Origin of the sequence: Shewanella sp. 10N.286.52.A9, from assembly GCF_041468985.1 — a bacterium.
Lineage (GTDB): Bacteria > Pseudomonadota > Gammaproteobacteria > Enterobacterales > Shewanellaceae > Shewanella > Shewanella japonica.
The window spans coordinates 73,887-100,767 of record NZ_JBFRJQ010000001.1; the positions used below are offsets into that span (position 1 = coordinate 73,887).

28 protein-coding genes are annotated in these 26,881 nt (G+C 42.5%); 16 read left to right on the forward strand and 12 right to left on the reverse strand.

Features of this window, described 5'->3' with window-relative positions:
- Positions 1 to 2: 2 nt before the first annotated feature.
- From AB4128_RS00340 to AB4128_RS00380, 9 genes are all read left to right on the forward strand, one after another.
- Positions 3 to 491, forward strand: coding sequence for a thioesterase family protein (locus AB4128_RS00340; RefSeq protein ID WP_055025264.1), 489 nt, complete (start codon positions 3 to 5; stop codon positions 489 to 491).
- Positions 488 to 1,351 carry an outer membrane lipoprotein carrier protein LolA gene (locus AB4128_RS00345; protein ID WP_372036256.1) on the forward strand — a complete coding sequence of 288 codons (864 nt, stop codon included), beginning with the start codon at positions 488 to 490 and terminating at the stop codon, positions 1,349 to 1,351. Before AB4128_RS00340 ends, AB4128_RS00345 begins: the two co-directional genes overlap by 4 nt.
- Positions 1,351 to 3,822 carry an MMPL family transporter gene (locus AB4128_RS00350; RefSeq protein ID WP_372036258.1) on the forward strand — a complete coding sequence of 824 codons (2,472 nt, stop codon included), beginning with the start codon at positions 1,351 to 1,353 and terminating at the stop codon, positions 3,820 to 3,822. The genes AB4128_RS00345 and AB4128_RS00350 overlap by 1 nt, the downstream gene beginning before the upstream one ends.
- A gap of 16 nt (positions 3,823 to 3,838) precedes the next feature.
- On the forward strand, positions 3,839 to 5,116 hold the full coding sequence (locus tag AB4128_RS00355) for an NAD(P)/FAD-dependent oxidoreductase (protein WP_372036383.1): 1,278 nt from the start codon (positions 3,839 to 3,841) through the stop codon (positions 5,114 to 5,116).
- Between the two features lie 2 nt (positions 5,117 to 5,118).
- The gene (locus tag AB4128_RS00360) at positions 5,119 to 5,700 is read left to right on the forward strand and encodes a DUF3261 domain-containing protein (RefSeq protein ID WP_055025268.1); all 582 of its coding nucleotides are present in this window, start codon (positions 5,119 to 5,121) and stop codon (positions 5,698 to 5,700) included.
- 73 nt (positions 5,701 to 5,773) lie between these two features.
- Positions 5,774 to 7,012 carry a beta-ketoacyl-[acyl-carrier-protein] synthase family protein gene (locus tag AB4128_RS00365; RefSeq protein WP_080914674.1) on the forward strand — a complete coding sequence of 413 codons (1,239 nt, stop codon included), beginning with the start codon at positions 5,774 to 5,776 and terminating at the stop codon, positions 7,010 to 7,012.
- 1 nt (position 7,013) lies between these two features.
- On the forward strand, positions 7,014 to 7,514 hold the full coding sequence (locus tag AB4128_RS00370; RefSeq protein WP_080914673.1) for a thioester dehydrase: 501 nt from the start codon (positions 7,014 to 7,016) through the stop codon (positions 7,512 to 7,514).
- Positions 7,515 to 7,585: 71 nt separating this feature from the next.
- Positions 7,586 to 8,317: a 3-ketoacyl-ACP reductase FabG2 gene (locus AB4128_RS00375; RefSeq protein WP_372036260.1), complete on the forward strand. Its 732-nt coding sequence runs from the start codon at positions 7,586 to 7,588 to the stop codon at positions 8,315 to 8,317.
- Positions 8,314 to 9,546, forward strand: coding sequence for a beta-ketoacyl-ACP synthase (locus AB4128_RS00380; protein ID WP_055025272.1), 1,233 nt, complete (start codon positions 8,314 to 8,316; stop codon positions 9,544 to 9,546). The genes AB4128_RS00375 and AB4128_RS00380 overlap by 4 nt, the downstream gene beginning before the upstream one ends.
- Before the next feature lie 9 nt (positions 9,547 to 9,555).
- Here AB4128_RS00380 and AB4128_RS00385 read toward each other — a convergent pair whose 3' ends face one another.
- Positions 9,556 to 10,686 carry a 2OG-Fe(II) oxygenase gene (locus tag AB4128_RS00385; protein WP_372036262.1) on the reverse strand — a complete coding sequence of 377 codons (1,131 nt, stop codon included), beginning with the start codon at positions 10,684 to 10,686 and terminating at the stop codon, positions 9,556 to 9,558.
- Between the two features lie 153 nt (positions 10,687 to 10,839).
- On the opposite strand from AB4128_RS00385, the gene AB4128_RS00390 reads away from it, so the two are divergent.
- Both AB4128_RS00390 and AB4128_RS00395 read left to right on the forward strand, forming a co-directional pair.
- Positions 10,840 to 11,592 carry a hypothetical protein gene (locus AB4128_RS00390; RefSeq protein ID WP_372036264.1) on the forward strand — a complete coding sequence of 251 codons (753 nt, stop codon included), beginning with the start codon at positions 10,840 to 10,842 and terminating at the stop codon, positions 11,590 to 11,592.
- Positions 11,593 to 11,780: 188 nt separating this feature from the next.
- Entirely contained in the window at positions 11,781 to 12,125 is a 345-nt protein-coding gene (locus AB4128_RS00395) for a rhodanese-like domain-containing protein (protein ID WP_119968173.1), read from the forward strand.
- Between the two features lie 77 nt (positions 12,126 to 12,202).
- Here the strand turns inward: AB4128_RS00395 and AB4128_RS00400 are convergent, their stop codons facing one another.
- From AB4128_RS00400 to AB4128_RS00415, 4 genes are all read right to left on the reverse strand, one after another.
- The gene (locus AB4128_RS00400; RefSeq protein WP_372036265.1) at positions 12,203 to 12,700 is read right to left on the reverse strand and encodes a thioesterase domain-containing protein; all 498 of its coding nucleotides are present in this window, start codon (positions 12,698 to 12,700) and stop codon (positions 12,203 to 12,205) included.
- Positions 12,701 to 12,712: 12 nt separating this feature from the next.
- Positions 12,713 to 13,162 (reverse strand): D-aminoacyl-tRNA deacylase, encoded by a 450-nt coding sequence (gene dtd, locus AB4128_RS00405; protein ID WP_055025276.1) that lies wholly within the window; start codon positions 13,160 to 13,162, stop codon positions 12,713 to 12,715.
- 46 nt (positions 13,163 to 13,208) lie between these two features.
- A complete protein-coding gene (locus tag AB4128_RS00410) occupies positions 13,209 to 13,778 on the reverse strand; it encodes a hypothetical protein (RefSeq protein WP_055025277.1) in 570 nt (189 codons plus the stop codon).
- A 195-nt stretch (positions 13,779 to 13,973) separates the two neighbouring features.
- Entirely contained in the window at positions 13,974 to 14,954 is a 981-nt protein-coding gene (locus AB4128_RS00415) for a virulence factor BrkB family protein (protein ID WP_372036268.1), read from the reverse strand.
- An 87-nt stretch (positions 14,955 to 15,041) separates the two neighbouring features.
- On the opposite strand from AB4128_RS00415, the gene AB4128_RS00420 reads away from it, so the two are divergent.
- From AB4128_RS00420 to AB4128_RS00430, 3 genes are all read left to right on the forward strand, one after another.
- Positions 15,042 to 15,263, forward strand: a complete 222-nt coding sequence (locus tag AB4128_RS00420; RefSeq protein WP_055025279.1) for a hypothetical protein — start codon at positions 15,042 to 15,044, stop codon at positions 15,261 to 15,263.
- Between the two features lie 29 nt (positions 15,264 to 15,292).
- Positions 15,293 to 15,940, forward strand: a complete 648-nt coding sequence (locus AB4128_RS00425; protein ID WP_055025280.1) for a DUF2959 domain-containing protein — start codon at positions 15,293 to 15,295, stop codon at positions 15,938 to 15,940.
- Between the two features lie 370 nt (positions 15,941 to 16,310).
- Entirely contained in the window at positions 16,311 to 17,501 is a 1,191-nt protein-coding gene (locus AB4128_RS00430) for a GGDEF domain-containing protein (RefSeq protein WP_080914667.1), read from the forward strand.
- Positions 17,502 to 17,665: 164 nt separating this feature from the next.
- On the opposite strand, the gene flhA is transcribed toward AB4128_RS00430, so the two are convergent.
- The 7 genes from flhA to AB4128_RS00465 all read right to left on the reverse strand — a co-directional run bounded on the left by flhA (position 17,666) and on the right by AB4128_RS00465 (position 24,068).
- Complete coding sequence (flhA, locus tag AB4128_RS00435; RefSeq protein WP_372036270.1) at positions 17,666 to 19,747, reverse strand: flagellar biosynthesis protein FlhA; 2,082 nt, start codon at positions 19,745 to 19,747, stop codon at positions 17,666 to 17,668.
- 15 nt (positions 19,748 to 19,762) lie between these two features.
- Positions 19,763 to 20,896, reverse strand: a complete 1,134-nt coding sequence (gene flhB, locus AB4128_RS00440; RefSeq protein ID WP_055025283.1) for a flagellar biosynthesis protein FlhB — start codon at positions 20,894 to 20,896, stop codon at positions 19,763 to 19,765.
- Positions 20,897 to 20,898: 2 nt separating this feature from the next.
- Entirely contained in the window at positions 20,899 to 21,672 is a 774-nt protein-coding gene (gene fliR, locus AB4128_RS00445) for a flagellar biosynthetic protein FliR (RefSeq protein ID WP_055025284.1), read from the reverse strand.
- 64 nt (positions 21,673 to 21,736) lie between these two features.
- Positions 21,737 to 22,006, reverse strand: coding sequence for a flagellar biosynthetic protein FliQ (locus AB4128_RS00450; RefSeq protein WP_055025285.1), 270 nt, complete (start codon positions 22,004 to 22,006; stop codon positions 21,737 to 21,739).
- A gap of 95 nt (positions 22,007 to 22,101) precedes the next feature.
- Positions 22,102 to 22,830 (reverse strand): flagellar type III secretion system pore protein FliP, encoded by a 729-nt coding sequence (fliP, locus tag AB4128_RS00455; RefSeq protein ID WP_055025286.1) that lies wholly within the window; start codon positions 22,828 to 22,830, stop codon positions 22,102 to 22,104.
- Position 22,831: 1 nt separating this feature from the next.
- A complete protein-coding gene (fliN, locus tag AB4128_RS00460; RefSeq protein ID WP_055025287.1) occupies positions 22,832 to 23,194 on the reverse strand; it encodes a flagellar motor switch protein FliN in 363 nt (120 codons plus the stop codon).
- Positions 23,187 to 24,068 carry a flagellar motor switch protein FliM gene (locus tag AB4128_RS00465; protein ID WP_065110133.1) on the reverse strand — a complete coding sequence of 294 codons (882 nt, stop codon included), beginning with the start codon at positions 24,066 to 24,068 and terminating at the stop codon, positions 23,187 to 23,189. Before AB4128_RS00465 ends, fliN begins: the two co-directional genes overlap by 8 nt.
- A 616-nt stretch (positions 24,069 to 24,684) precedes the next feature.
- Here AB4128_RS00465 and AB4128_RS00470 point away from each other — a divergent pair.
- Both AB4128_RS00470 and AB4128_RS00475 read left to right on the forward strand, forming a co-directional pair.
- Positions 24,685 to 25,581: an OmpA family protein gene (locus AB4128_RS00470; RefSeq protein ID WP_144430198.1), complete on the forward strand. Its 897-nt coding sequence runs from the start codon at positions 24,685 to 24,687 to the stop codon at positions 25,579 to 25,581.
- Complete coding sequence (locus tag AB4128_RS00475; protein ID WP_080914663.1) at positions 25,578 to 26,873, forward strand: sigma-54-dependent Fis family transcriptional regulator; 1,296 nt, start codon at positions 25,578 to 25,580, stop codon at positions 26,871 to 26,873. Before AB4128_RS00470 ends, AB4128_RS00475 begins: the two co-directional genes overlap by 4 nt.
- The last annotated feature ends 8 nt before the right edge of the window (positions 26,874 to 26,881 follow it).

Sequence of the window (26,881 nt, forward strand, 5' to 3'; positions counted from 1 at the left end):
CAATGAAAGCCATTTTTAGCACTGAATTAGAAATGATAGTGCCTTTTCATGATGTCGACTCTATGGGCATCACTTGGCATGGTAACTACTTACGCTATTTCGAGGTTGCCCGTTGTAAGTTACTTGACGAACTTGGCTATAACTATCGTCAAATGATGAATTCAGGCTATGCTTGGCCGATTGTTGATACCCAGCTTAAATATGTAAAAAGTAGCACCTTTGATCAAAAGCTCATTGTCCATGCCGCAATTGTTGAATGGGAAAATCGATTACGGATTAATTATCAAATTAAAGATGCTGACACCCAGCAGCGCATCACAAAAGGCTATACCATTCAGGCTGCCGTTGAGATTAATACTGAAGAGTTGTGCTTCGTTACTCCGGATATATTTCGCGCGAGAATCCTGCCATTACTGGACGAATCAAGCCTCACTGATGAGCTCATTCAGGAACGTGAGCGATTATCATCGCTCAAGGTAAGTGCGTCATGAAGTCCCTAGGCGTTTTTTACTGTGTACTCGTATTTTTCCTGCTGGTAGGTCAAACTTACGCATATGGCAATGGCACAGACAAGACGAATAGCTTTGAGCTTAAGCAAGCTCAAACAAGTGAGCAAAGTGTCGGCGACACCACTCAGACAACCCTACCCGCTAATACAGTACCTAAAAAAATACAGCCAACAGCACTCAGCGCAGCGCAAGTTGTCACTCTCTTTAATACGACCGCCTCCAACGAGCAGTTAACCCATCTTGCGAGCCAACTACAACTCGGGACGCAAGCCAAGGGGCTGTTTCAACAAACTCGCCATTTAGCGGTGTTAAAACGTCCACTAAAAAGTGCTGGTCAGTTTATGTTTAGCCAAGACATTGGCTTACTATGGCAACAGCAAACCCCTTTTAAAAGCACCTTGTTATTGAAGCAAAATACCCTGTTTCAACAAGACAGCTTTGGCAATATTCAACAAACAACAGCAAACCAAACCAGTTCAGCCATGGCAGAGCAACTACCGCAATTAATGCAAGGTCTTCTCACGGGAGATGTTGATGCGTTAGCTAAAGATTTTCATCTATACATGGCCCCCGATATTGACCAACACAACCCATATTGGCAGCTGGGGTTAGTGGCCAAAGACCCGCTAATTGCTAAAGCCATCGGGGCTATGGTGCTCGAAGGACAGCAGCAAATACATCGCCTTACCATGCTATCTGAAAAGCCAACAATCACCGAAAAAGACCAATTGAACGGAGATAAAACCGTTATCGAGTTTGCGCATGTCAGCCCAACCCTTAGCAAAATGGATTTACAACAATTTGACCTTAAACCCACACCATCAGTGACAGAGGGTCAATAATGTCACGCCTTGCCAGCTGGTTTAACTCACCGCAACACGCATTATCACGCTTTATCGTTTGGTGTTTACTCATCATAGTCGTCAGTGGATATGGGATAAATTTATGGCAAGCCGGTGCGACGATTCAAAGTAATATTTTGGCGATGCTGCCTAAAATATCAGAAGCACCACTGACCCAAACGGCATTAAACCGTGTCGAAAAACGCTTAGCCGATCAAGTTTATATCGGCCTGATTGCCGATAACAACGCTGAAGCGGTTAATGCGGCAACCCTGCTGATTAACCAGCTAAAACAAGAGCCAAGCATCTTTACTGATGTTCGTAGTGGCGATAGTCATACCATGCAAGCCTTGAGCAAATACTACTTCTCAAAGCGGTTTATGTTACTGACAGAAAAACAACGATCGACACTTGGCATCACAGCACAAGGCTCACCCTTATTAACGTCGAGCACACCCAAGCCATTGCCTCCTCAATGGCAAGGATTGCTCACTGCCGCGCAGCACCAGCTATATAGCGGTTTTGGTTTTGCCAGTAGCGCATTGTTAACGCAAGACCCACTACTGCTTTTTCCTGATAATTTACTGGCACTCGCGCCAATCAACTCACTTTCCACTGAACAAGGAATACTGCTTGATTCTAGCCAATCTCAACCCGTTGCTATTGTGATTGCCAAAGGAGTACAAAGCGCTTTTAGTCCTCAAGGGCAAGCAGATCAAAGCCGAGTGCTAACCGACAGCTTAGCGGAGATAAGCCGTCAATATCCTCAGATAAACACGATCCAAGCTGGCACCTTATTTCATGCCCAAGCAGCAACTGAAACCGCCAAATTTGAGATTTCGACCATTGGCAGCATCTCCCTAATTGGCGTGATGCTGTTAGTATGGTTCGCTTTTAGAAGTGTTATGCCACTGTCACTAGCCGTTGTGACCCTTTCTAGCGGCTTTTTATTTGCCACAGTGGCCACACTCGCCCTATTTGGTGAAATGCACTTACTGACGCTGGTATTCGGTACTAGCTTAATTGGTGTGGCAATCGACTATAGCTTCCATTTTTACTGTGAAAAAATGGCGTTAAAAAACCAATCGGCCACTCAAGTCATTCAACGAATATTGCCAGCATTAACACTGGCATTAGTGACCAGCAGCATCGCATTTATCGCGATTGGTTTAACCCCTTTTCCCGGCATGCAGCAAGTCGCAATCTTTTGCGCCGCAGGCCTGTTTGGTGCTTATTTAACCCTAGTGTTTGCCTATCCTTTATTAGCCAATCATCGCTTACCTAGCGCGACTAAGGCATTATCATGGGCAAGTCGTTACCTAAATTGGTTAAAAACAATCATCATCAGCCCCACTGATCGCAAGCTATCCAAAACAGCGATTGTGATGATGGTTGGCATACCTCTATTTATCGGCTTAGGTTTTACCCAACTCAGTAGCGATGATGATATTCGTAACTTACAGCAAAGCCCTGATCGCATTGTCCAAGCCGAAAACCAGCTGAGGCAAATACTGAGTGGTGGCACTGACAATCAGTTTATTCTCGCCAGCGCTGATAGCGAACAAGGTTTATTATCTCAGCTTGAACAGACTCAATCACTATTATCCCAAGCAGTAGAGGCAAACGAGATACAAAGCTTTGTTAGCCTAAGCCCCTATTTACCTAGCAAGTTGCAACAGCAGCAAAACTATCAAGCATATCAGGCACTCTACCAGCAGCACTTAGATGACATTACTGCAGGCCTTGGAATCGATGAATCCATTAAACCAGCGCTGCTCAAGCAGCTTGAGCAAGCAAGCAGGCAATTCATCGAACCAAACGCAGTGATTAACATTGCAGGTGATGATTTAGCGGCATTATGGTTAGCACCATCAGAACACTCCCAAAGCCAGCAATATGGCAGTATTATCTTACTCGGCGGGATTAATGATTTAACAGCGTTAACACAACGAGTTAATGACAGCCAATTATCTATTACTGTAGTAGATAAAGTCGGTGAAATTTCTCAATTAATGAGCCAGTTTCGGCTCATTACATTGCAATTGTTGGCCCTAGTTTGCGCCATCGCTATTGTTATCTTTAGTGTAAGATTTGGTCTTAAATTGGCGGCAGCGATTGTGCTGGTTCCAGTCAGTTCCATTCTACTGACCTTAGCCAGTTTGGGTATTGTCGGTTCGCCATTAAGTTTGTTCCACGCGTTGGCATTAATTTTAGTGCTCGGTATTGGAATTGATTACAGTTTATTTTTTGCTTCGGTAAAACCGCATAAGAAGGCAGGGGCTAATGGAGTGATGATGGCAGTCTTTATGTCGGCTTGCTCAACATTGCTCGCTTTTGGATTGTTAGCACTCAGTCAAACCAATGCGATACATTATTTTGGCTTAACATTGTTGTTTGGGATCGGGTTTACCTTTTTACTCGCACCACTTATCAGTTTCATAACAAGAGAAGTTACCCAATATGGAAAGTAACCCATTCGGCACTAGCATGGATGAAAACAGTGCAAACTTACCTCAACATCTGCACGTCGATGTAGTGATTATAGGCGCAGGCCCTTCTGGCGCAGTAGCGGCTAGCTTATTACACCAGCAAGGAAAACGCGTATTGGTTGTAGAAAAGCAGCACTTCCCTCGATTCTCTATTGGAGAAAGTTTATTACCTTGCTGCATGCAATTTATTGAACAAGCCGGCATGTTGCCAGCAGTTGAAGCGGCGGGATTTCAATTTAAAAATGGCGCAGCATTTCGCCGAAATAATCAGTACACGACTTTTAATTTTACTGAAAAATTTACTCCCGGTCCTGGCACCACCTTTCAGGTACAACGAGGCCAGTTTGATAAGATATTGGCAGATACAGCGGTATCGCAAGGGGTAGAGATTCGCTATGGCCATAGTGTTAATGCTATCGACTTAGGCGAAAACCAACATGCCTCACCAGTGCTAACGGTGACTGATGAGCAAGCAAACAGTTATCAAATTACGGCACAATATGTACTTGATGCCAGCGGTTTTGGTCGAGTGCTTCCAAGGTTATTAGATCTTGAGCAAGCATCTAGCCTGCCTTCACGCAGTGCAATATTCACTCATATTGACGATAATATTACTGATGCAAATTTTGACAGAGAAAAAATTCTCATCAGCGTCCATCCGACACAAAAAGATATTTGGTATTGGCTTATTCCGTTCAGTAATGGCCGCTGCTCAATTGGGGTGGTCGCAGAGCCTCACTTAATTGAACATCACCAAGGTGATTTAGAGCAGCAATTATGGCAACTGATTAACGAAGAGCCTGGTTTAAAAGCGTTATTAAGCCAAGCTAAGGTCGTGCAAGAATGTGCGACGTTAAAAGGTTATTCAGCCAATGTGTCAACGTTAGCCACGCCTCAATTTGCACTATTAGGTAATGCTGGTGAGTTTTTAGATCCGGTATTTTCATCCGGTGTCACCATTGCAATGCAGTCAGCACAAATGGCTGCAACGACATTAGTGAAGCAGCTCGATGGCGAACAAGTTGATTGGGAGCAAGATTATGCCAAGCCCTTAATGCTTGGCGTAAATACCTTTAGAACTTATGTTCAAGCTTGGTATGACGGACGCTTCCAAGATGTAATTTTTTACAACGATCCTAATCAAACCATTAAACAAATGATTTGTTCCATCCTCGCAGGCTACGCTTGGGATACGAACAACCCTTTTGTTAAAGATTCAGAGCGCCGACTCAATATGATTGTTGATTTGTGCCGTGAACAAACGATAGCGAGTTAATCATGCGTCAATTAATGCCAGTCATAGGAATACTACTCGTCATGTTAACCACAGGCTGTAGCCACCAGCTACAGCGACAAACTTGCGTAAAGCTGACGCCAGAAGTGAATTATTGCTTGGCACCTTTGTTACAAAACAGCTCCAATAGCGAGCAAGTGTTAAGTCAGAAGATTAGCTTTACCCATGGTGAAAAGCATCACGAACTACTCACAGAACTTGCATTAGACACCTCAGAAATGACCTTAGTCGGCCTTGCTCCAATTGGACAGCCATTATTTACGGTCACCTATAACGGCGATGAAGTGTTAAGCCAACAGAACGTGTTAATGGGTGAAGATTTTAAAGCTGAGTATTTAATGGCAATTATGCAGCTGATATATTGGCCTCATGAGCAGGTCAATGGCTATTTAAACCAAGGTGAAATGATTGACTTTGATTGCCAACAACCACGATGCAGTGCGTTAATGGTGAATAAAAAACACGCGATTACAATTGATTACTCCGATGTTAACCCTTGGAAATCCAATGTGAGCTTACATTTTCCAGCCGCGAATATCACCCTAGTGATTACGCCATTGCTATAATGCAAAAATGTTGAGCCAGCAAAGTGCTATCTGGCTTTTCTAACATCACTGAATTTGAGATGAAACATTAACTATGAGCTGTGCCATAGCAATTACACAAATCGGGCTTTGTACGCCACTAGGCAATAGCAGTGAAGACGTGCTGCAAAACTTGCTATCAGCAAGCACTGACGCCATGGTGCTGCGTGATGACTTGCTGTTTAATGCAAGCACACGAGTCGGCGCCATTAATAATGCTAACCTTTTGGACATTCCTGCTGAATTGACGCAATTTGATTGCCGTAATAATCAATTGCTTTACACCGCCGCAGCCTCAATAACAGCCGATATCGAGCACGCTAAAAAGCAATACGGTGCAGATAGAGTGGCAGTGGTGCTAGGCACCAGCACATCAGGCATCTCTAAAGGCGAGGCAGCACTGGCCTATCATCAACAACATGGTGAATTTCCACCTAGCTATCATTATGCCCAACAAGAACTTGGCAGCACGAGCGACTTTTTGCGTCAGCTATATCAATTAAGCGGCCCTTGTTACACAGTTTCTACGGCATGTTCATCGAGTGCCAAAGTATTCGCTAGTGCTAAGAGATTACTTTTAGCTGATTTATGTGACGTTGTTATTGTTGGCGGTGTGGATAGTTTATGTCAATTAACGTTAAACGGCTTCAATGCCTTAGAGTCAGTGTCTAAAGGCTTATGTAATCCCTTTAGCCAACACCGTGATGGAATTAATATAGGTGAAGGTGCCGCCTTATTTGTGCTGAAAAAAGCACAGGAGGATGCGCAATCACGCTCGAAATCTCAGGTCTATTTAGCGGGTATTGGCGAGTCATCAGACGCTCACCATATTTCAGCGCCCCACCCTCAAGGCTTAGGTGCGATTAGCGCTATGCAGGCAGCACTTGCCGATGCCAGTATCACTTCTGCACAAATTTCTTACGTTAACTTGCATGGTACAGCAACGCCTAAAAATGATGCGATGGAATCCTTAGCCATGCAGCAAGTTTTTAATTCAAGCAATAACAACGAAGCGGCAAGCATCCCTTTATGTAGCTCGACAAAACCCTTAGTTGGCCATTGCTTGGGCGCTGCTGGCGCCATTGAGGCGGCTTTTTGTTACTTATTGCTCAGTGACGCTAATCAGCAGCAACAATTACCGCCGCACGTATGGGATCAGCAACAAGATATGAATAACCCGATATTGCCATTCGTTACTCCAGGACAATCAGCCGAGCTCACATTCATCATGAGTAACTCGTTTGCCTTTGGCGGCAGTAATGCCAGTGTTATTTTTGCAAAAGCGGAGCATTAAAATGACTGAGCAACAGACCAAGCAAATCGCTCCTGAAACATTGCTATCGCAAGATATATCAGCCTTTGTGCCTCATAAAGCACCGATGATATTAGTGACACGCATTATTAAACATCAACCTGATAGCCTCACCACTGAAGTTGAGATCACTGAGCAAAGCGCTTATTTCAGTCAACAATTGAATGGCGTCCCTAACTATGTTGGTATCGAATACATGGCGCAAAGTATTGCCGCATTAGCAGGCGTGGAAGCGCACCTTATTGAAGATAAAATTCGAGTCGGCTTTTTATTGGGCACCCGTAAACTGAGCATGATGCAGCCAACGTATCTGCTCAATAACACATATCAAGTTGATGTGACTCGTTTATATCAAGAAGCATCAGGACTTGCGGTGTTCGATTGTCAAATTACTCTTGATAATGAAATCATTGCCTCAGCCAATGTTAATGTATTTCAGCCTCAAGATACCCAAGCTTATATCAATGAAACCTTATCGACTTAGGCTCGAGATCAGTGACGAGCGTACTATGAACACAACGATTAATGTAAACCTGCAGTCCCTACGGAGAAACAATGACAACAACAAATAGAGTCCTAGTGACAGGTTCAAGTCGTGGTATAGGTAAAGCCATCGCGCTCAAACTTGCAGCGCAAGGCTTTAATATTGCCATCCATTTTCACAGTAACACTGCAGCGGCACAGCAAACTCAATCAGAAATCCAAGCCTTGGGTGTCGAAGCCAGTTTAATTCAATTTGATGTAGCAGACCGACAGGCTGCGAAGCTGCAAATTGGAGCTGATATTGAACAACATGGCGCTTATTACGGCGTGATTTTAAATGCAGGTATCACCAAAGATACTGCTTTCCCGGCAATGACAGAAGATGAATGGGACAGTGTTATTCACACCAACCTGGATGGATTTTATAATGTCATTCAGCCAACCATTATGCCAATGATCCAAGCTCGTAAAGGCGGTAGAATCATCACTATGGCATCAGTTTCTGGCATCGCTGGTAATCGAGGTCAAGTGAATTACAGCGCATCAAAAGCTGGACTTATCGGAGCGACAAAAGCACTGTCTTTGGAGCTTGCCAAACGCAAAATTACCGTCAACTGTATCGCACCTGGGTTAATTGAAACCGACATGGTTAGCGACTTCCCTAAGGACATGGTTAATCAAATCGTACCGATGCGCCGTATGGGTAAAGTGAATGAAATCGCTGGGCTCGCCAATTTCTTAATGTCTGAAGATGCAGCCTACATTACTCGCCAAGTGATTTCGGTCAATGGAGGCATGATATGAGCCATAGAGTTGTTATCACAGGTATTGGCGGTATTTCAGCATTGGGCCAAGACTGGCCAACTATCGCTAAACGGCTACAAGATAAATACAACTGTGTGATCACGATGACTGAGTGGGATAAATACCCTAATCTCAATACTCGTCTTGCCGCGCCAATAACCGATTTCGAGCAACCCAAGCATTACTCTCGAAAAAAAACCCGTTCCATGGGACGTGTCTCAATCATGGCAACGCGTGCCAGTGAAATTGCATTAGAAGATGCAGGCTTACTCGACGATCCGGTTGTGTCATCAGGAGATATGGGCATCGCTTACGGCTCATCAACTGGCAGTACAGACCCCATTATTGGTTTTGGTGACATGCTGAAACATGGCGATATGTCCGGCATCAATGCCACCAGTTATATTCGTATGATGGCCCATACTACCGCAGTCAATGTCGGCGTTTTTTTCGGCCTAAAAGGCCGAGTGCATACCACAAGTAGCGCTTGCACTTCAGGAAGCCAAGCAATTGGCTACGCCTATGAAGCCATTAAGTTTGGACAGCAAAAACTGATGCTTGCAGGTGGCGGTGAAGAACTTTGCCCAACAGAAGCTGTAGTATTTGATACTTTATTTGCCACCAGCACGAAAAATGACTCACCAACAACGACACCAAGACCATTTGATCGTCAGCGCGACGGTTTAGTTATTGGAGAAGGCGCTTGCACCTTAGTGCTTGAGCAGCTTGAACACGCTGAAGCCCGTGGCGCTAAAATTTACGCGGAGCTCGTTGGGTTTGGCACTAATTCAGACGGGTTGCATATCACTCAACCCAATGCAGAAACAATGGAAGTGGCGATTCGATTGGCTATAAAGGATGCTGCAATCGCACCAGAGCAAGTGGGTTATATCAATGCCCATGGCACAGCAACTGATCGAGGCGATATTGCAGAATCACAAGCAACTTACGCAGTATTTGGTTCACATACCCCTATATCATCATTGAAAAGCTATACAGGGCACACCTTAGGTGCATGCGGCGCACTCGAAGCTTGGGTCAGTATAGAAATGATGAATGCAAATTGGTTTGCACCCAGCTTAAACCTTGATGAGGTTGACCCTGAGTGTGCACCGTTAGATTACATTCAAGGCGAAATTCGCTCTATCAGCACTGACTATGTCATGAGTAATAACTTCGCCTTTGGCGGGATTAATACTTCGCTTATTTTTAAACGTTGGCAGGGATAAGACGCTTACCTAACGTACATGTAATTGTTGTAAACATTTTAGGTAGGACGTCGGCTTTACTCTTAACCATTTTGAGTAAAGCCATTTCTCACCTTTTATGACAGGCATTCCTTGGTGTAAAGATAAGGGTAAAGGCCCATAACTATTGTCGGTATTATTAAACACAACCAACCGTTTTTGTTTTGCTCGCACCGATTTCGATAACCTTGGAAAGTGCGTATCTCCCCCTTGCTCAACATCATTAAGGTAAATTAAAACGGTTTTGAATCGTTGACCGCCATCTTTTAAAGCTTGTTCGCTGCCTTTATCGTTTGGGTGAAAAAAATCATAATGTGGCTTATATTCTTCCCCAACCTCATATTTAAGAACATTACTTAACTCACCGTTTTCGATAGGGATGTTGAAATAAGCAGCGATTTTCATCTCAATGTTAAGTAGCACCCAATCATTAGCAGTAGGCGCTAGTTGAGCCACAGAGCCTGTTCTAACATTACTCACAATATTTGAGCCACTCTCGCCATCAACAACCATAGAGCGCTTAAGCTCGCACAGTGCGCAGTTTTTTAGCCACAAACACTCAAAGTCAGTTAAGAAATCATCAACATAAAATAAGTTAATCTCAGGCGCTACCGATTCATACGTTAACTTAGAAAGGTCAGCCCTACGGATATCATTAAAGTCTAATAACGCTTCTTCATTGTCAGAAATTAAACCAAGTGACTCAGTTAACTGATTCACCTCTGAAATATGACGATTCTTCGTTAAAATCTGACTAGCTTTAGCAACAAAGCCCTGTTGTAAATACAAATTTGCAGCAGCAATAATTGCCTCGGGATCGCCTTGCTTGAAAGCACTAAACAGATATGGTCGGAAGTCCACTCCCACCTCAGGGTGAAAATACAATATAAAAGCGGCTTTAAAATTAGCACCAGCAATATTCCCTTTGCACAGTTCAAAAAGGTACTTTAAGCCTATTTGCGGAGATTGCTGTAACAACAAGTCAGCCTTCATCAATAACGCTTCTTCGATAGCTAAATCAACCAAAGGTTGAAGCAACTCATCTGCCTTTGAAAAACGCTTATCTAGAATCAAAGCGTTTATCGTTTTTAATGCTTTTCTTGAATCTTCGCTTAAGGACATAGACTTCTTAATGATGTTAAACTGAACAATCAATACAGCTTAATGAAAAAACGATTAAGTACAACTTTGCAGACAAATAAAATTAGAAGAAATTAGAACCTTACTAAATAAATCAATGCGTTCACCATTAACTTCCAGTCATAAGGATATGTCATGAAACCAATGTGCTTATTGCCAATAGCCCTAATTGCCAGCTTCAGTTTACTCAGTCCAATCGCTCAGGCTGATACTTATACAAAGGAAGAATACCAACAGATATTTGCAGGTGATGATACCTATAAACAAGAGCAAGCCATTGAGTCTATTTTCTTCGTTGGTTTGAATGATCCCAGTACCTACCAATCGATTAAAACCAAGATAGATACCTTATTACCATCGGCCAAAGATAAGCATGTCATTGATAATATTGCCTGGTTAATAAAGGGGCTTAGCTATTCTGGCGATCCTCAATTTCGTGAATACCTAAACCAACTGGCACAAGGCGATGCTCATAAGAAAATCCGTAAATACGCCAAACGTGCACTAGCTGACTTATCAAAATTCGAGCAATGGAACCCGATTTTACAAGACAAAAGTCAATACAACCCCGAGCAGTCACATCGAGCTAATGTATATGCTGCAGCACTACGTAGTGACAACCTTGAGCTGATGAGAACGACGGCAAAACGTATCGCAAATGAGCGATTATTTGATAATTACATGCTGCAACAACTGGCAGCACAACTTAGCCCTATGCGTTTAATCGACGACAATAAGCTAGCCATAGATACTTACGCTTGGATAACACGCGCGCTAGCGACCTCAGGTAATGAAGACTTTAAAGCTGATGTGGAAGCCGTCGCACAAAATGCAAAACAGAAAAAACTACGCAAATACGCCACTAAATATTTAGCGAAGTTTTATTAAGCCCATTGGTTAGTGATGCATGGGCGTTAATTCCTAAGTAATAAGCGGTAAGTCATAAACATTTTGTCATCAACATTAGTTATAGAGCATGACCACTTCATGCTCTTGTTATTAACAACCTTGATCTTTACAGTGCATTAGAATAATCTTATTGAATAAAATCTAATACAAATCAAAGTGAGGTTCTAATGGTCACGGCAAGCACAACTTCGATTTCGGCAAATACCAAGCTGACAGGGCCACAAGCCACTGCAATCTGTTGGGAGTTAATTAAGCATGGTGCAATGCTAATTGATGTACGAAACCCTGATGAATTTGCGAGTGGCCATTTACCACAAGCCATAAACGTACCGTTAACTGAATTACCGGTTTGGCTTGATGCCCATCATGTAGAACAGCAATTTGTCGTATATTGTGGCGCCGGGATAAGAGCGCAAAAGGGTTGCGATATATTCGAATCTAAAGGGTTCAGTTGTGCAGTAAATGGTGGAGCAATGAAGGACTTACTGTGCTGCGAATCTTTAAGTCAGTAATCTAGTGAAGGATACCCTCAGTTAGGCCTATACGACGTGGTTGTGTCCTTGAATAATACCTAACGATTCTCTAAGAATTAGTAACTAAAATATAAGCCACTAAACGTAGCGCAGAGCTTACCTGCGCAATGTAATTGCACCTCAAGCTTAACCTTCGCTTTTTTACCATTATTAATTGCTTCGAAGACACTCATATCGGGTAACTCCGTCCCAGAAGAAGTTGATCTATCAGTCAGTGATTCTGGCCAAATCACTGTCACTATTGGCGCTTCGGTTACAGGAGCCAAATATCGAATGTTTGCATCGGCTAAAACAATATTGCCTTCTACTCCAGCCAAGCGTTGTTGTAACCACAACATTCCCCACCCCGTTAGGGTCATTAAGGTATAAATACTGCCAGCAAACATAGTTTGATGAAGGTTAATATTGGGAGAAAGTGGCGCTGTAACAGTAAAGCATTGATTGTCAAAACTGAGCGGAGTAACTTGCATAAACTGACTCACAGGAATGGTTTGATGCCACGTCTGTGTTAACTCATTAAGTAAAACCGCTATCCTGGATGAGCCAGTATTCATGATGCCTTTCCGTTATACCTGAAGATTAAAGGTAACTGGACCATCATTGAGCAATTCAACTTTCATATCTGCACCAAACTCACCCGTTTGCGTCACCACGCCTTGCTCTTGGCAATAGGCAACAAAAGCTTCATACAACTCATTAGCTTGTTCAGGGGTTGCTGCAGAAGAAAAGCTAGGACGTAACCCTCGGCCAGTATCTGCTGCCAAGGTGAATTGAGACACGACTAACAGTTCGCCACCTACCTGTTGCAGGTTGAGGTTCATTTTGCCATTTTCATCACCAAAAACACGGTAAGCCATCACTTTTTTAGCCAACTTACGCATTTTTTCCAAGTCATCATCTTTTTCAACACCAAGCAGCACTAATAAACCTTTATTAATGCTACCTGTTACATGCTTATCATCATCACGATGAACGGTGACACTGGCATGTGCCACCCGTTGAATTAACCCAATCAAAGTTACTTCCTATTAATCGACCCGAGAGAGCCGATATTCTACAAGATTATGCGCCCGTGTCAGGCTTAATCACAGGAATAGGTTTGATCAAGTGCTCAGAACCTTTAGGTAAAGATTTACCCACTTGCTTTAAACCTTCATCGGTCCACAACATAAAGCGACGTAATTCTTCAACTTGAATAGAATCAACAAATGTCGCAGCACCTTGAACCTGAATCACACCGCCATTTTCACGAACAACAAACTTTGCAAAATTAAGCTTTTGGTTTAATGAACCAATCAAAACCAACAGTTCTTTACTGCCATGTAATTGCGGGTGAACGGCAAATAAACGGTTCGTTAAAATGCGGTCTATTCCCTTTTCACTCATACTTGGTTGCAATACAAATTGATTATCGCCAAATTGCACAGCCACACTGGTAGGGCTGAGTTTAGTCGCTAAATAACTAGACTTAATCAATGCGTTATAAAGCGCATCAGCAGCTTGTTGGTCCGTCATTCCTGTCATGTCAATGCTGGCAGGGGCAGCAGATACAACACTTTCTGAAGTGTTATTATCTGTTGTTGCACAAGCCGATAAACCTAATACACATGCCGCTAAAATCAATTTTTTCATTTGCTTTCCTTATAGAATACAGACTGCACTACTGCCATAGCAGTAGGCTTTCATTGTGACTTCTGCTATTGAATGACATTTATAATTACCCCAAATGGGAGCGAAAAAGTCAGGCCACTTGCCCATGATAATGACAGAAGCCCAACAAAATTACTTAATATTTTGCTGATATACGCTTTATTAGACTCTTAGCAATCACGTTTTATTAGATGCCTGAGTGTTAAAAGTAGACGCTGCTTGATTACTCTTTTCTTGCTCACTTGCAGCGATACCATTGCTGTCATCACTGGCTTGCGCCTCACTATTTTCCGAAGTGCTGTCAGCCAACATGTCTCTTTGTAAATATTCTGGCATTGCAGCGGTAATTTCAGCGCCAAGTAACACGATCATCCAAGACACATAGACCCAAACGAATAAGATAGGAATCGTCGCCAGAGCCCCATAAATGGCCTCATAACTCGGAAACTGAGTCACATAAAACGCGAATCCTTTCTTACCTGCTTCAAACAGCATTGCCGCAACGATAGCCCCAAGTAGCGCATGTAAAAATCGAACTTTTCTATTAGGAACAACCATATATAAAAGTAAGATTGATGCTACAGAAAACAACATTGGTAAACGCTCAACCAGCCAAGTCATCAGCCCTGAAATTTCTGCCATTTCAAATACTTTAAGTGACACGACATATGAGGTTGCCACTAAACTTGCCCCAATTAACACTGGACCTAAGGTCAGTACCATCCAATACATCGAAAAAGACACCACATAAGAGCGGGTCTCTGTGGTACGCCAAATATTGTTTAATGCTTTATCAATGGCAGAAATCAACATTAACGCTACGACCACTAACGCAATGACACCGACAAACGTGCCTTTCGAAGCATTTTCAACAAATTCATTGATATAGATTTGTACTGTGTCACCCGCTGCAGGTAAAAAATTGTCATAAATAAAACTTTCAATCTTGCCGCGGATCCCCTGAAATACAGGAAAAGCAGACAGCATCGACATGGTCACAGCAACCATTGGAACTAACGACAGTAAGGTGACATAAGTTAAATGACCTGCTTTAACGTTAATTTGATCTTCAACCACACGTCGCTTTACATGGACGATAAATTTCCAAATACTGAGATTAATATTTTTTAAATACGCTACATCTATCTTATTTGTCACAATTTTCTCTGATTATTTATTTTCAATTACCGAGTTAACTTCGTACAATGTTATAACACGATAGTTACACTCCAAGGGAGTTTTTTAATGTCTCAACAAGGTTCAGCTGGCAATGTCATCGCCGCCATTGCCAGTGTTTTCTTCCCAGGCTTAGGGCAACTCGTTCAAGGCCGTATCATTGCTGCAATTTTATTCTTCGTGATCACTGCAGTGTGTTATTTCTTCTGGGTACTTATTATTCCCGCCATCATTGGAGCGGTGTTTCATCTTTGGAGCATCATTGATGCTGCCATGTTTAAAGCAGATTAATTTAACGACAACATTTAAGAGAGCATAAGATGAAGAAATGGATATCACTTGCCTTCCTTAGCGCAAGCTTGTTACTAAGTGGCTGCCAAAGCGCCTATTACGGTGCAATGGAAAAAGTTGGCTATCACAAGCGTGACATCATGGTGGATCGCGTTCAAGAAGCAAAAGAGTCTCAAGAAGAAGCACAAGAACAATTCAGTTCAGCTCTCGAAGAGATGCAAGCACTACTCGCTTTCGATGGCGGCGATTTAGAAGACGCCTATAACAAAGCTAAAGATGAATATGAATCAGCTCAATCAGCAGCCGATGAAGTTGGTAGCCGCATTGATAAAGTTGAAGATGTGGCCGAAGCCTTATTCGAAGAGTGGGAAGCTGAAATTCAAGAAATCAGTAAAGCAAGCCTTCGTCGTAATAGCACTAATAAGTTAAACGAAACTGAGCGTTCGTATAATTCATTAGTCAAAGGCATGCGCCGTGCAGAAGCCAAAATGCCTCCGATTTTAACCGCGATGAAAGACAACATGCTGTACTTAAAGCATAACCTTAATGCCCAAGCCATTGGCGCAATTAAAGGCGAGTTTAATAGCTTACAGTCTGACATTTCTAGCTTGATTTCAGAAATGAATAAATCAATTGCTGAATCAAATAAGTTTATTGAGGCAATGGAAAAAGGCTAACTGCCACCATTGATATCATGAAGCATAAAATGGCGCTTGAAGACCTCTTCCTTCGGCGCCATTTTTATTGAGCCTAGCCCGCCCTTTCGCCTAGCCCACAGTTATCGGGTAAGCAGATGTTAACTTAAACCGATTTGATTTATATTTCAGTTTGCCGCATTCAAGGTCGCTCTGTTAGTAGCAGTTTTTATATAAACGCACCATGTCTAAACGGTAATAAGCCTAAAATGGTAACAGGTATAAATGGCAACAGCATCGCAAGCTGCACCAAAATGGAAGTCTACTCGCTACATACATTTAACCCGTAACGTCTTATATTAATTGCTAACTTTTTAATGCTTACTTTTATTAGTTTACTATGGTGGATTCAATGAGCAGCCTAATGCATACCATGCGCTTTTTTATACTGCCGATTATTATCACTTTTCTATCATTAGGCTTATTAGAACACTTTCAAACTCATTGGATTGATTGGCAAGACACCCTACATTTTGCACCTTATTGGTTATTGGCGGCATCTTCATTAATTTGTTTGCAATTTAATCGTAGTCGACTGTTTTATATAGGTTTGATGTTACTCACCTTTTACGCATTGCAAAGTAACCGTCTGTTTTTATCGCCTGTCATTCATCAATTTTTACCACTTTTTGGCACCTTGGTGATCACGCTATTTTGTTTTATTAAAGATCGCGGCGTCATCAGTGTGCACAGTTTTTATCGTATTGGTGGCATTGTTCTTTGTGGTTTAATCGCCTATTGCTGGGTGTATCTCACTGGCCAATACTCGGCAACGATTAGTCAATTTCAGCAAAGTATTGGGTTAACAATCGAGCAGTCCCCCTTGTATCTGCTCCCTATTTATCCACTGGCAATCATCTTACTGTGTAAGCTCAGTTGGAAAAGCAACTTAGCACAAACCAGCCTTGGTATTTGTTTACTGCTATGGCTGGGCTACTTTTTGGTGCCGACTAACCTGCCGTTATCTGTACTATTTAGCTGTATTGCGATTAGCTTTTTAATCACAGTCCTGTTCGACTCTTACTTTTTAGCTTATCGGGATGAACTCACGGGACTACCGTCACGTCGAGCCTTGTTTAATTTAAGCCTAGCTTTAGGCAGAAAGTACACGGTTGCTATGGTCGATATCGATCACTTCAAAAGCTTTAATGACACTTATGGGCACGATGTTGGTGATGATGTATTAAAATTGGTGGCAGTAAAATTATCCAAAGTCACTGGTGGCGGCAAAACCTTCCGTTATGGCGGCGAAGAGTTCACGATTGTATTTCCCCGTAAAGACATAGAACAAGTTTACTCTCATCTTGATGATGTGAGGCAAAGTATTGAAGATTATGACATTGTGCTGAGAGATGAAAATAGAAAGAACAGCTCAAAGAAACAGCGTAATAAAGCCCCTGTAAAAAAGAAAACCGTCAACGTTACCGTCTCTATTGGCTGTGCCGAGCACAAACCTGAACACAGCTTTGAGCAAAGCATGAAACTGGCAGATAAAGCCCTGTATCGAGCTAAAGACAGAGGTCGTAACCAAGTCAGGTTTTAATACTCTGCACCACTTTTATCGTCATCACCGCTTTTATTTATCACAGCTATTCATCACTGCGTAGCGATTAGCTTTATTGGTGTTTGTCACAAGATTAACATTCAAAAAAGGCCAAAGCGCAAAACGCTTCGGCCTTTTTATTACACAAGGTTCAGACAAAGGTGTTAACCAAGCTGACCTGCCACCATAAGCTCTCGGCTCTCAGGTATTTCATTGTACGACAATACATGTAAGCCTCTTGCAAATGCTAAAGCATAGCGGGCCAGTATCGGCCTAAGCTGTGGTGCAACCAACAGCAGTGGACTATGTCCTTGCTCTTTAGCGTCAGCTAAGATTTGCGGCATACCTTGTTGCAACTGAGCCAGTAACGTTGGATCAACAGGGAAGCTATCCAGCGCGACCTGACCTTGCTGCTGCGATTGGGTTAAGGCGTTCATTAAGGTTTGCTCAAGCTCTGGCGCTAATGTCAGTACATTCAATTTGGGTTCAGCGCCAGCAATACTATGTACTATGTTATTTCTTAAAGCACAACGCACATCTGCAGCTAACAGCACTGGATCTTTACTGTTTTCACTGCAATCAAGTAGTGTGGTTGCAATTGTGCGGATATCTTTTAATGACACCTGCTCTTTCAGTAATAACCGATACACTTTTAACTGCACAATTGGACTTAACGCACCGTTAAGCGCTTCCGCTAACTTGGGCGATTGCTTTGCCAAGCGATCACTGAGCGCCAACACATCATCGTGTTGCAGCATGTCAGGCAGGTTTTCACGGATCAGCTTACTGACGTGTGTCGCTATCACAGTGGCATTGTCCACCACCGAATAACCTAAGTTTAATGCTCTCGCTTTAGCATCTTGGTCAATCCAAATCGCGTCCATGTTATAGGCAGGCTCTTTAGTAATGATTCCATCAATATCACCAAATACCGGCCCACTTTGAATCGCCATCAGTTTTTCAGCTTGCAACTCCGCTGTCGCTGTTGGGTTACCCATCATATTAATTTGATAAGCATTTGGCGCTAACGATAAGTTATCCCTCACCCGCACTTCTGCGAGTAAAAAGCCCGCTTGTTCAGACAAGGTGCGGCGGATCCCTGTTAGGCGTTTTTGTAACTCAGCGCCTTTAGTCCGCTCAACTAAATGCACTAGCTGATACCCCAAACGTACTTCAATCAAATCGGTATAAGGTAATGCATCCCAACTTGGTGGCGATGGTTCTGTAGTATTGCTTTCCAGTCGCTCTTCAAGCTTGGTTTCAACAACGGCGGGTTTATGCTGGCTTTGTTTCCAAGAAGCAAAAGCCAATAAAGCAGCGAAAGAAATAAATACCATGCCAGGCATACCTGGCACTAAACCTAAAATCAGCATTACCAATGCTGCTGTTGCTAAGGTTTTTGGGTTTGCAAGCAGTTGCTTTTGCAGCTGCTCAGGCATTTCTTCAGCATCCGAAACACGGGTTACAATAATCGCCGCTGCGGTAGCTAATAGTAATGATGGGATTTGAGCAACAAGACCGTCACCAATGGTCAGTAAGGCAAACGTCTTAAATGCATCAGCTGCGCCCATACCATGCATAAACACACCAATGGCAATACCACCAATAATGTTAATCAGCAGGATCAAGATGCCAGCAATAGCGTCACCACGCACAAATTTAGACGCACCATCCATCGAACCATAGAAATCTGCTTCTCGAGCAACTTCTTGACGTCGAACACGGGCTTGTTCTTGACTTAAAATCCCAGCATTTAAATCAGCATCAATTGCCATTTGCTTACCAGGCAACGCATCCAGAGTAAAACGTGCTGAAACCTCTGATATCCTTTCACCACCTTTGGTAATCACCACAAAGTTGATAATCATCAGAATTAAGAAGATCACGGCGCCTACGACATAGTTACCGCCAATCACCACTTCACCAAATGCTTGAATGACTTTACCTGCCGAGTCTCCACCATTGTGGCCTTCGATTAACACCACACGAGTTGAGGCAACGTTCAAAGTTAATCGCATTAAGGTGGCGAGTAGCAATATCGTCGGGAATACCGAAAACTCTAAAGGCCGACGTATGGATACACTGACTAGCAACACCATTACTGCAAGTACGATGTTAAACGTAAATAAAATATCCAACAGCCAAGGTGGCAATGGCAAGATGACCATCGCCAGAACGGCTAATAACATTATCGGAATACCGATGTAGCTTCGATTGCCAGTAAAGACTTGTGCAAACCAATTCATGGTTTAATGGTTCCTTTAATCATGTCGTAAATGGGGAGGAATATAAAAATGCGGCAATGGTTCAGGCTTCTCTTGGCTGCCTGTTCTTGCTGCTTTGATTTGCAACACGTAACTCAGCACATGCGCAATAGCGACAAACAATGCCGCTGGAATTTGTTGTTCAATCTTAGTGGAATAATAAATCGCACGAGCCAGTGCTGGGATTTCAATAATTTCAACCGCATTACGTTTTGCTACATCACGCATATAAAGCGCCAGTTCGTCCACTCCTTTAGCAATAACATAAGGCGCATCTGCTTTATCAGCGTCATAACGAAGTGCAACTGAATAATGAGTAGGGTTAACCAGTAATACATCGGCTTGTGGCACAGCAACATCAGCACGAGAGCGGCTAATTTTTTGCTGCATTTGGCGAATTTTAGCTTTAATTTCTGGCTTACCGTCTTGCTGTTTATGCTCATCTTTCACTTCCTGATGAGACATTTTTAGCTCGTTATGATGATGCCAATACTGATATGGCACATCGATAAATGTGATAATCAGCAGACCGACGCCTAAATAAAACATCCCAGTTGATATCGTATCAATGCTGTATTTAACGGCTTCATCTACTGGCAGCTGACTACTTGCCATAATGCCTTGCAAGTTACTCTGCAAAAAATACAGCATGATGCTGACTAGCAAAGTGATTTTTAAGACCGATTTAACCAACTCCACCAATGATTTAATTGACACCATTCGCCCTAAGCCAGCAATGGGATCAATACGGCTATATTTGAAGAAGGCATTTTTAATACTAAATAGCGGCCCACCAGGTAATGCGCCTGCAATCATGCCGATAGCGGCCACTAAGATAAATAACGGCCCAAGAAGATGTAGAATTCCGACAATCGCAGCCCCCATATGCATTTCTAGCATTTTGGGCTCATTTAACTGCTCTTTAGTGAGATTCATATTGAAGCGAGTAATTTCGGCCATTTCACTGCCTATCCACTCGGCGCTGCTCGTTAGCATGACAGCACAACCAATGATCAGCGCTGATGCGGCTAAGTCTTTAGAGCGTGGAACTTGCCCTTGCTCGCGGGCTTTTTTGAGTTTTTGTGGTGTTGCCTGTTCAGTTTTACTTTGACCGGTATCTTTATTGCTCATCACTAGCCCCCGATAAACTGATGCATGCTAGATAAAGCATCGAGGCAAATGTCACTATAGCGACTGGCAAGGCCACTAAACGAAAAGAATACGCACAGCAGCCCCATTAACATCGACATAGGAAAACCTAAGGCAAACACGTTTAATGAAGGCGCAGATTTACTCAACACACCAAAAGTTAAATTAACCATCAACATGGCGACAATCGCAGGTAAAGCCAGCATAAATGCGGCCGCAAATAACCAGCCAACTCGCTCAACCAGTCCCATTAAAGGCAACTCAAATATGCCCATGCCAATTGGCCACAAATAAAAGCTATCAACGATAACGCCAATAGCAACTAAGTGACCGTCTAACGCCAAAAATAATAACGTGCCATACAGTAAAAACCACTGACCAAGAATAGGATTAGAGTTGCCGTTAGCAGGGTCGTTCATAATGGCCATTGCCAAGCCCATTTGCATTGACATCATCGCGCCCATCTTGGTCATTACACTGATCATTATCAGTAAAAATAATGCCAACATAAAGCCAACAAGCAATTGCTCAACGGCCAATAACGCAGCCCCTAGTGAGATAGCGTCAACGGCAGGCACTGGGGGTAAAATTGGCGCCACCAGAGCACTCAACAGCATGGCAAATAGCAGTCGTATTTTGACCGGAATATAGTTACTGCTTAAAAAAGGCATCACAATAAATGCCCCCATAAACCGACAGAATGGCCACCAAAATGAGCCAATAAAAGCACTGATTTGTACCGATGTTAACGACAACATCAGTTGCTATCTACCCAGTCAAAATTCAGCGGCTCAGCCATGCTAAATGCGTTCATCTACTCGCCTAACCAATCACATGGGGAATACTGAAAAATAGCCGCTCAAACAAGTCACTGATTTTCATCAACAACCACTCACCTGCAAATAACACCATCAACAGCGTTAACACTAAGCGAGGTAAAAAGCTTAATGTTTGCTCATTCACTTGGGTCGCCGCTTGGAACACAGCGACAATCAGTCCCACAATCAAGCCTGGCACGACCAATACGCCCACCATCATCACCACTAAAAATATCGCTTCAGCAAAAAATGACGTTAGCTCGTTTACATCCATCTTATTGCTCCCGCAGGTGGCCGCTTCAGCTGTTCAATCATTTGATTTGTACTGGTCATTAAAATCCATGCTAGATGTATCATCGTCTACCCTAGCTAGCCAAAGCTGCCTGTTAACGTACCCACAGTCATTGCCCAACCATCCACTAACACGAACACCATGAGTTTAAATGGTAGAGATATAATCAATGGCGACAGCATCATCATCCCCATCGACATCAAGACGCTCGCAACCACTAAATCAATCACTAGAAAGGGAATATAAAGTAGGAAGCCAATTTGAAATGCTGTTTTCAGCTCGCTCAATACAAATGCAGGCATCAAAACAAAGAAGGGGATTTCGTCTGCGGTTAATGTCACTGGCTCATTAGCAATTTTTAGCATTTGCTCTAAATCTGTTTCACGAGTTTGCGCCAACATAAATTGTCGTAAAGGCACTTCTGCCCTCACAATCAATTCTGTTAATTCAATTTCACCCTTGTCATAGGGTAAAAATGCATCTTCATAAATCACATCACCAACGGGGCGCATAATAAAAATAGACATGACTAAAGCAATGCCAATTAACACTTTATTAGGTGGACTTTGTTGTAAGCCCAACGCCTGCCTCAAAATTGCTAACACAATGATAATTCGAGTAAAGCTTGTCATCATCATCAACATCGCAGGTAAAAAACTTAGCAAGGTCATCATGGCTAAGATTTCTAATTTGACGTTCACGGTTTGCGACTGGTCGCCGTCCGCTAAAGTGAATAAGGTTAATCCATCATTAGCATAAGCACTGGGTGCTAATAGGCATAACAGAAGCAGGATGACACGAACCATATTAGTCGTTTGCTCCAGTTAAGCTTATCGCTTCTACTTCAAGCAATCTCACACCATATCGACCATTCACTTCAACCACTTCACCACGACCTAACAAAGCACCATTAACACGAATATCCAATGGTTCGCCTACCATGCGATCCAATGCAACAACGTCACCTTCTCCCATTTGGGTTAGCTCACCTAAAGACATTTCTGTACTCGCTAATTCCAATGTCACTTGCACTGGTAACTGGTGAAAAAATGACATCTCTTTTAAGGTTTTAGCCTTTGGAGCAGGTTGTGGCTCTGCTAGGGTATCTTCTAATAACAGATCATCATCAAGTAAGAATTCATCATCTTGTAAAAGTATATTTTCAGGCATGGGTAGAGTCCTCTGGGTGAAACGCTTCCTGGGTAAGTTTGGCGACCATTTGTCCATCATCATTATGAACAGTGGCATAAAATAGGGGTCTGCGACCGATAGTCACTGGGCAGCGAGAATGCAAACTCATCGGTAAAATATCACCGACTTTCAAGCCTTCTAATGACGTCACAGGCATTAATTGATGACCAATTTCTAACGTGGCTTTTATCGGAATTTGTCTTAAACGCTGACTTAATTGGCTATTGAGGTTTTCAGCAGCTTGATATTCACTTGGCTGTTCAGCCATCAATCCCAAAGCAAATTCTGTCATGCATAACATCATTGGCGGGCCAACATGCTCTGCTGGAAAGCTCAGAGTCCAAGCAAGAGGCACCTCTAATGGCGTGGTATTCACCACCAATTCAAGATCTAAGCCGTCGTCATCGAGTTCAGTTATCGGTAAAACGTCCAACGCAGAACGCAATAAACGCTTCACCAAACGAAACTCAGACAAACTAGGCGCCCGTAAAGGTGACTGTAACGGGCTAGAGAAACTACCGTAATAACCGCTAGCTAACTGATCTAACGTACATTTATCAATTCGCCACCAAGCCAGTGGAGTTCGGCGGTAACTCATCAAAAACCACGCGTGGTTTAAGTCAGGTGTTACTGTATTCAGATCGGTTGAAAGCGATACTTTTGACAATGCGTGATGACCTTGGCCAATAATCGGCCCTAATAAGTCATTTATATTGTCGAGCAGCGTTCTATGGCAACGCTCTAGTTGCAATACTAGTCGGCTGCGTGCAAGTTTCTCTTGAACTAACGCAACGGTTCTCACTTTTGGAAGCTGCTGCTTCTTAATCAAACTTGCTTTAGCTGTGGTTTTCATTTTAATTTAAAACTCACTTAACTATAAAATATCCATAAATTAATAACCGTAATAATATGTATCAAAATTATATTATCACCCACACGCAACTGAACTAAAAACGACCACCTTATTAATATACAAACAATTCAGGCGACATTTTTTTGGCAAACAAATATATTTTGACAACCAAATATAATAAATCAGCTAGTAGTACATATAACAACGACCACAGAAACAGATAATCAAAACAAATAACCAACAACACTTAAATAATAAATAAATACCAAATATAAAAACAAAAAAATAAATATTATTACAAAGCGACTATAATCGTAAAAAACTTTAAATTTATTTTAAAATAACAAAAATTAATTTTTAAATTCAATAAAATCAGATACTTAAAAACCAGATAACTGTGTCTAGTTTCTATATAACTTAGAGGAATCAGTATTTCGGCAAGATACTACATCATTTAAATAACGAAAGACAATGACATATATATGAACAAACAATAAAGCTTGCACTATTTAAAACTTTTTATAAAAATTCATTTTAATCATTTTTCTTTTAGTGTTTAATACTGCAAAACTTTATTACGTTACAGACATAACAAATAAAAATAGGATGTTAGTAATTGAAAAAAATAATACTGATTACAATTATCGCATTTATTTTTCCGCTTAAATCGTATGCAGGAGTAATAGAGAATAAATATCAAACCAAGATGGAAAAATCTTCTTGGGAGTTCAGTGGAAATATATTTCACTGTGAAATAAGCCACCAAGTGGATGGGTTCGGAGACTTTATGCTCACCGCCACGCCTGGTGACGAGTTATTCATTAGTTTAACTGCTGACTGGCTGAGCCTGCGTGATCATGCCAGCGAAATAATAATTGAATCTTCTTCATGGCAGCAGCAGAACAACGCCCCTTTTGCACAATCAGAACTAAACTGGCAAGGTCATACCGCTAAAACGAGCCGAAACAGCGCAGCTTTTTTAGAGGCCTTAGAGCAAGGGCTCACGTGGCAAGTCAATATTGATCCAGGTAAAAATATCAAATATAAGGTGAATTCTTCACCCGTCTCTACTCGTGCCATCGTAAGAGAATTTAGATTATGTAAGCAAAACCTGCTGCCTAAGCCTTTTTCCTATGTACGCAGAGTGGATATGCAGTTTAATAGCAACTCGACACATCTATCTCCTGAGTACGAGCAGGATTTAATCGCAATTGCTCGCTATATTGCGGCTGATGACAATGTCACAGAAGTCCTTATCGATGGGCATGCTGACGCATCAGGAGATCACTTTGTGAACTTGCAATTAAGCAAGGAGCGCGCTTTTGAAGTTCAAGCAAGATTAATTGAGCTTGGCGTGCCCAATACAATGATTCAAGTGCGCCATCATGGCACAAGAACCCCCATTGCCAGTAATAATAGTGCCCAAGGACGTGAGCTGAACCGTCGCGTTATGGTGAGATTAGTTAAAACGAATAACCTTACCGCTCTCAAAACGCAGAAGGCCAGTCGATGAGTCAGCAATACTCAATCCAGTTGGTCGATTGCCAACTGTGTGAAACCGCTGCCGCATTATTGCTAAGCAATGGCTTTCAGTTATGGAGCAATCACCAGCCATCGCCTTGGCTGAATCTGGTGAATTTATCAGATTGTGAACCTGAACAAGTAGCACAGCGTTTAGCCATGTACCCGAGTAAGAATCAGATTGCCTTACTTGATCCAGAACAAACCGAATTGGCTAGTATTGCAATGCAGTCAGGAGTGCAAGACTATCTGTTGCAGCCGATTGATAATCAACAACTTATTGCACTGTTAACCCGTCTAAAAACTTTAGATAAAATTGATTCAGACATCGTTGCATCATCCGCTGTCAGTCGTCAATTATTGATGCTTGCTCAACGTGCAGCAATCACCAATGCTACGGTATTATTGACTGGTGAAAGTGGTACAGGTAAAGAGCCATTAGCCCGTTATATTCATCGTCACTCTAATCGTTCACAAGCCCCATTAATTTCGATCAACTGTGCGGCCATTCCTGAAAGTATTTTAGAGTCAATTCTATTTGGCCATGTCAAAGGCGCCTTTACTGGAGCTGTCAGCGATCAATCAGGTAAGTTTGAACAAGCCAATGGTGGCACTTTACTGTTAGATGAAATCGGCGAAATGCCGCTCGTCTTACAAGCTAAATTACTGCGAGTTTTACAAGAGCGCGAAGTTGAAAGAATTGGCAGCCATAAAGCGATTCCACTCGATATTCGCGTGATTGCATCAACAAATAAAGACTTACGCAAAGCTGTTGAGAATGGTGAGTTTAGGCAAGATCTATTCTACCGCTTAGATGTATTACCGCTAAAAATTACCCCACTAAGACAACGTCGTGAAGACATCATGCCTATTGCAGAGCACTTTTTAGACATGTACCACAACAATAACTCTGAACAAGTCTGTTACTTCAGTGATCAGGCCCGTAGTGTACTGCTCGGCCATGACTGGAGTGGCAATGTAAGAGAGCTTGAAAATACAATTCAGCGCGCATTAATCATGCGCCGTGGTCAAGCGATTCAGACCGCTGACTTAGGCATAGAAGCAGAACAAACTGCTCAATTAGCGCCTCAACAAAGTGGCCTGAAAGACTCTAAACGACAAGCAGAGTTTCAATACATCATAGACACACTGAAACGCTTCAATGGTCAACGAAACCTCACCGCAGAATCTCTTGGCATGACAACACGTGCATTGCGTTACAAACTTGCTCAAATGCGCGAACAAGGGATAGACATAGACCTTGCTCTTGGCAAAGTAGCGTAATTACCCTC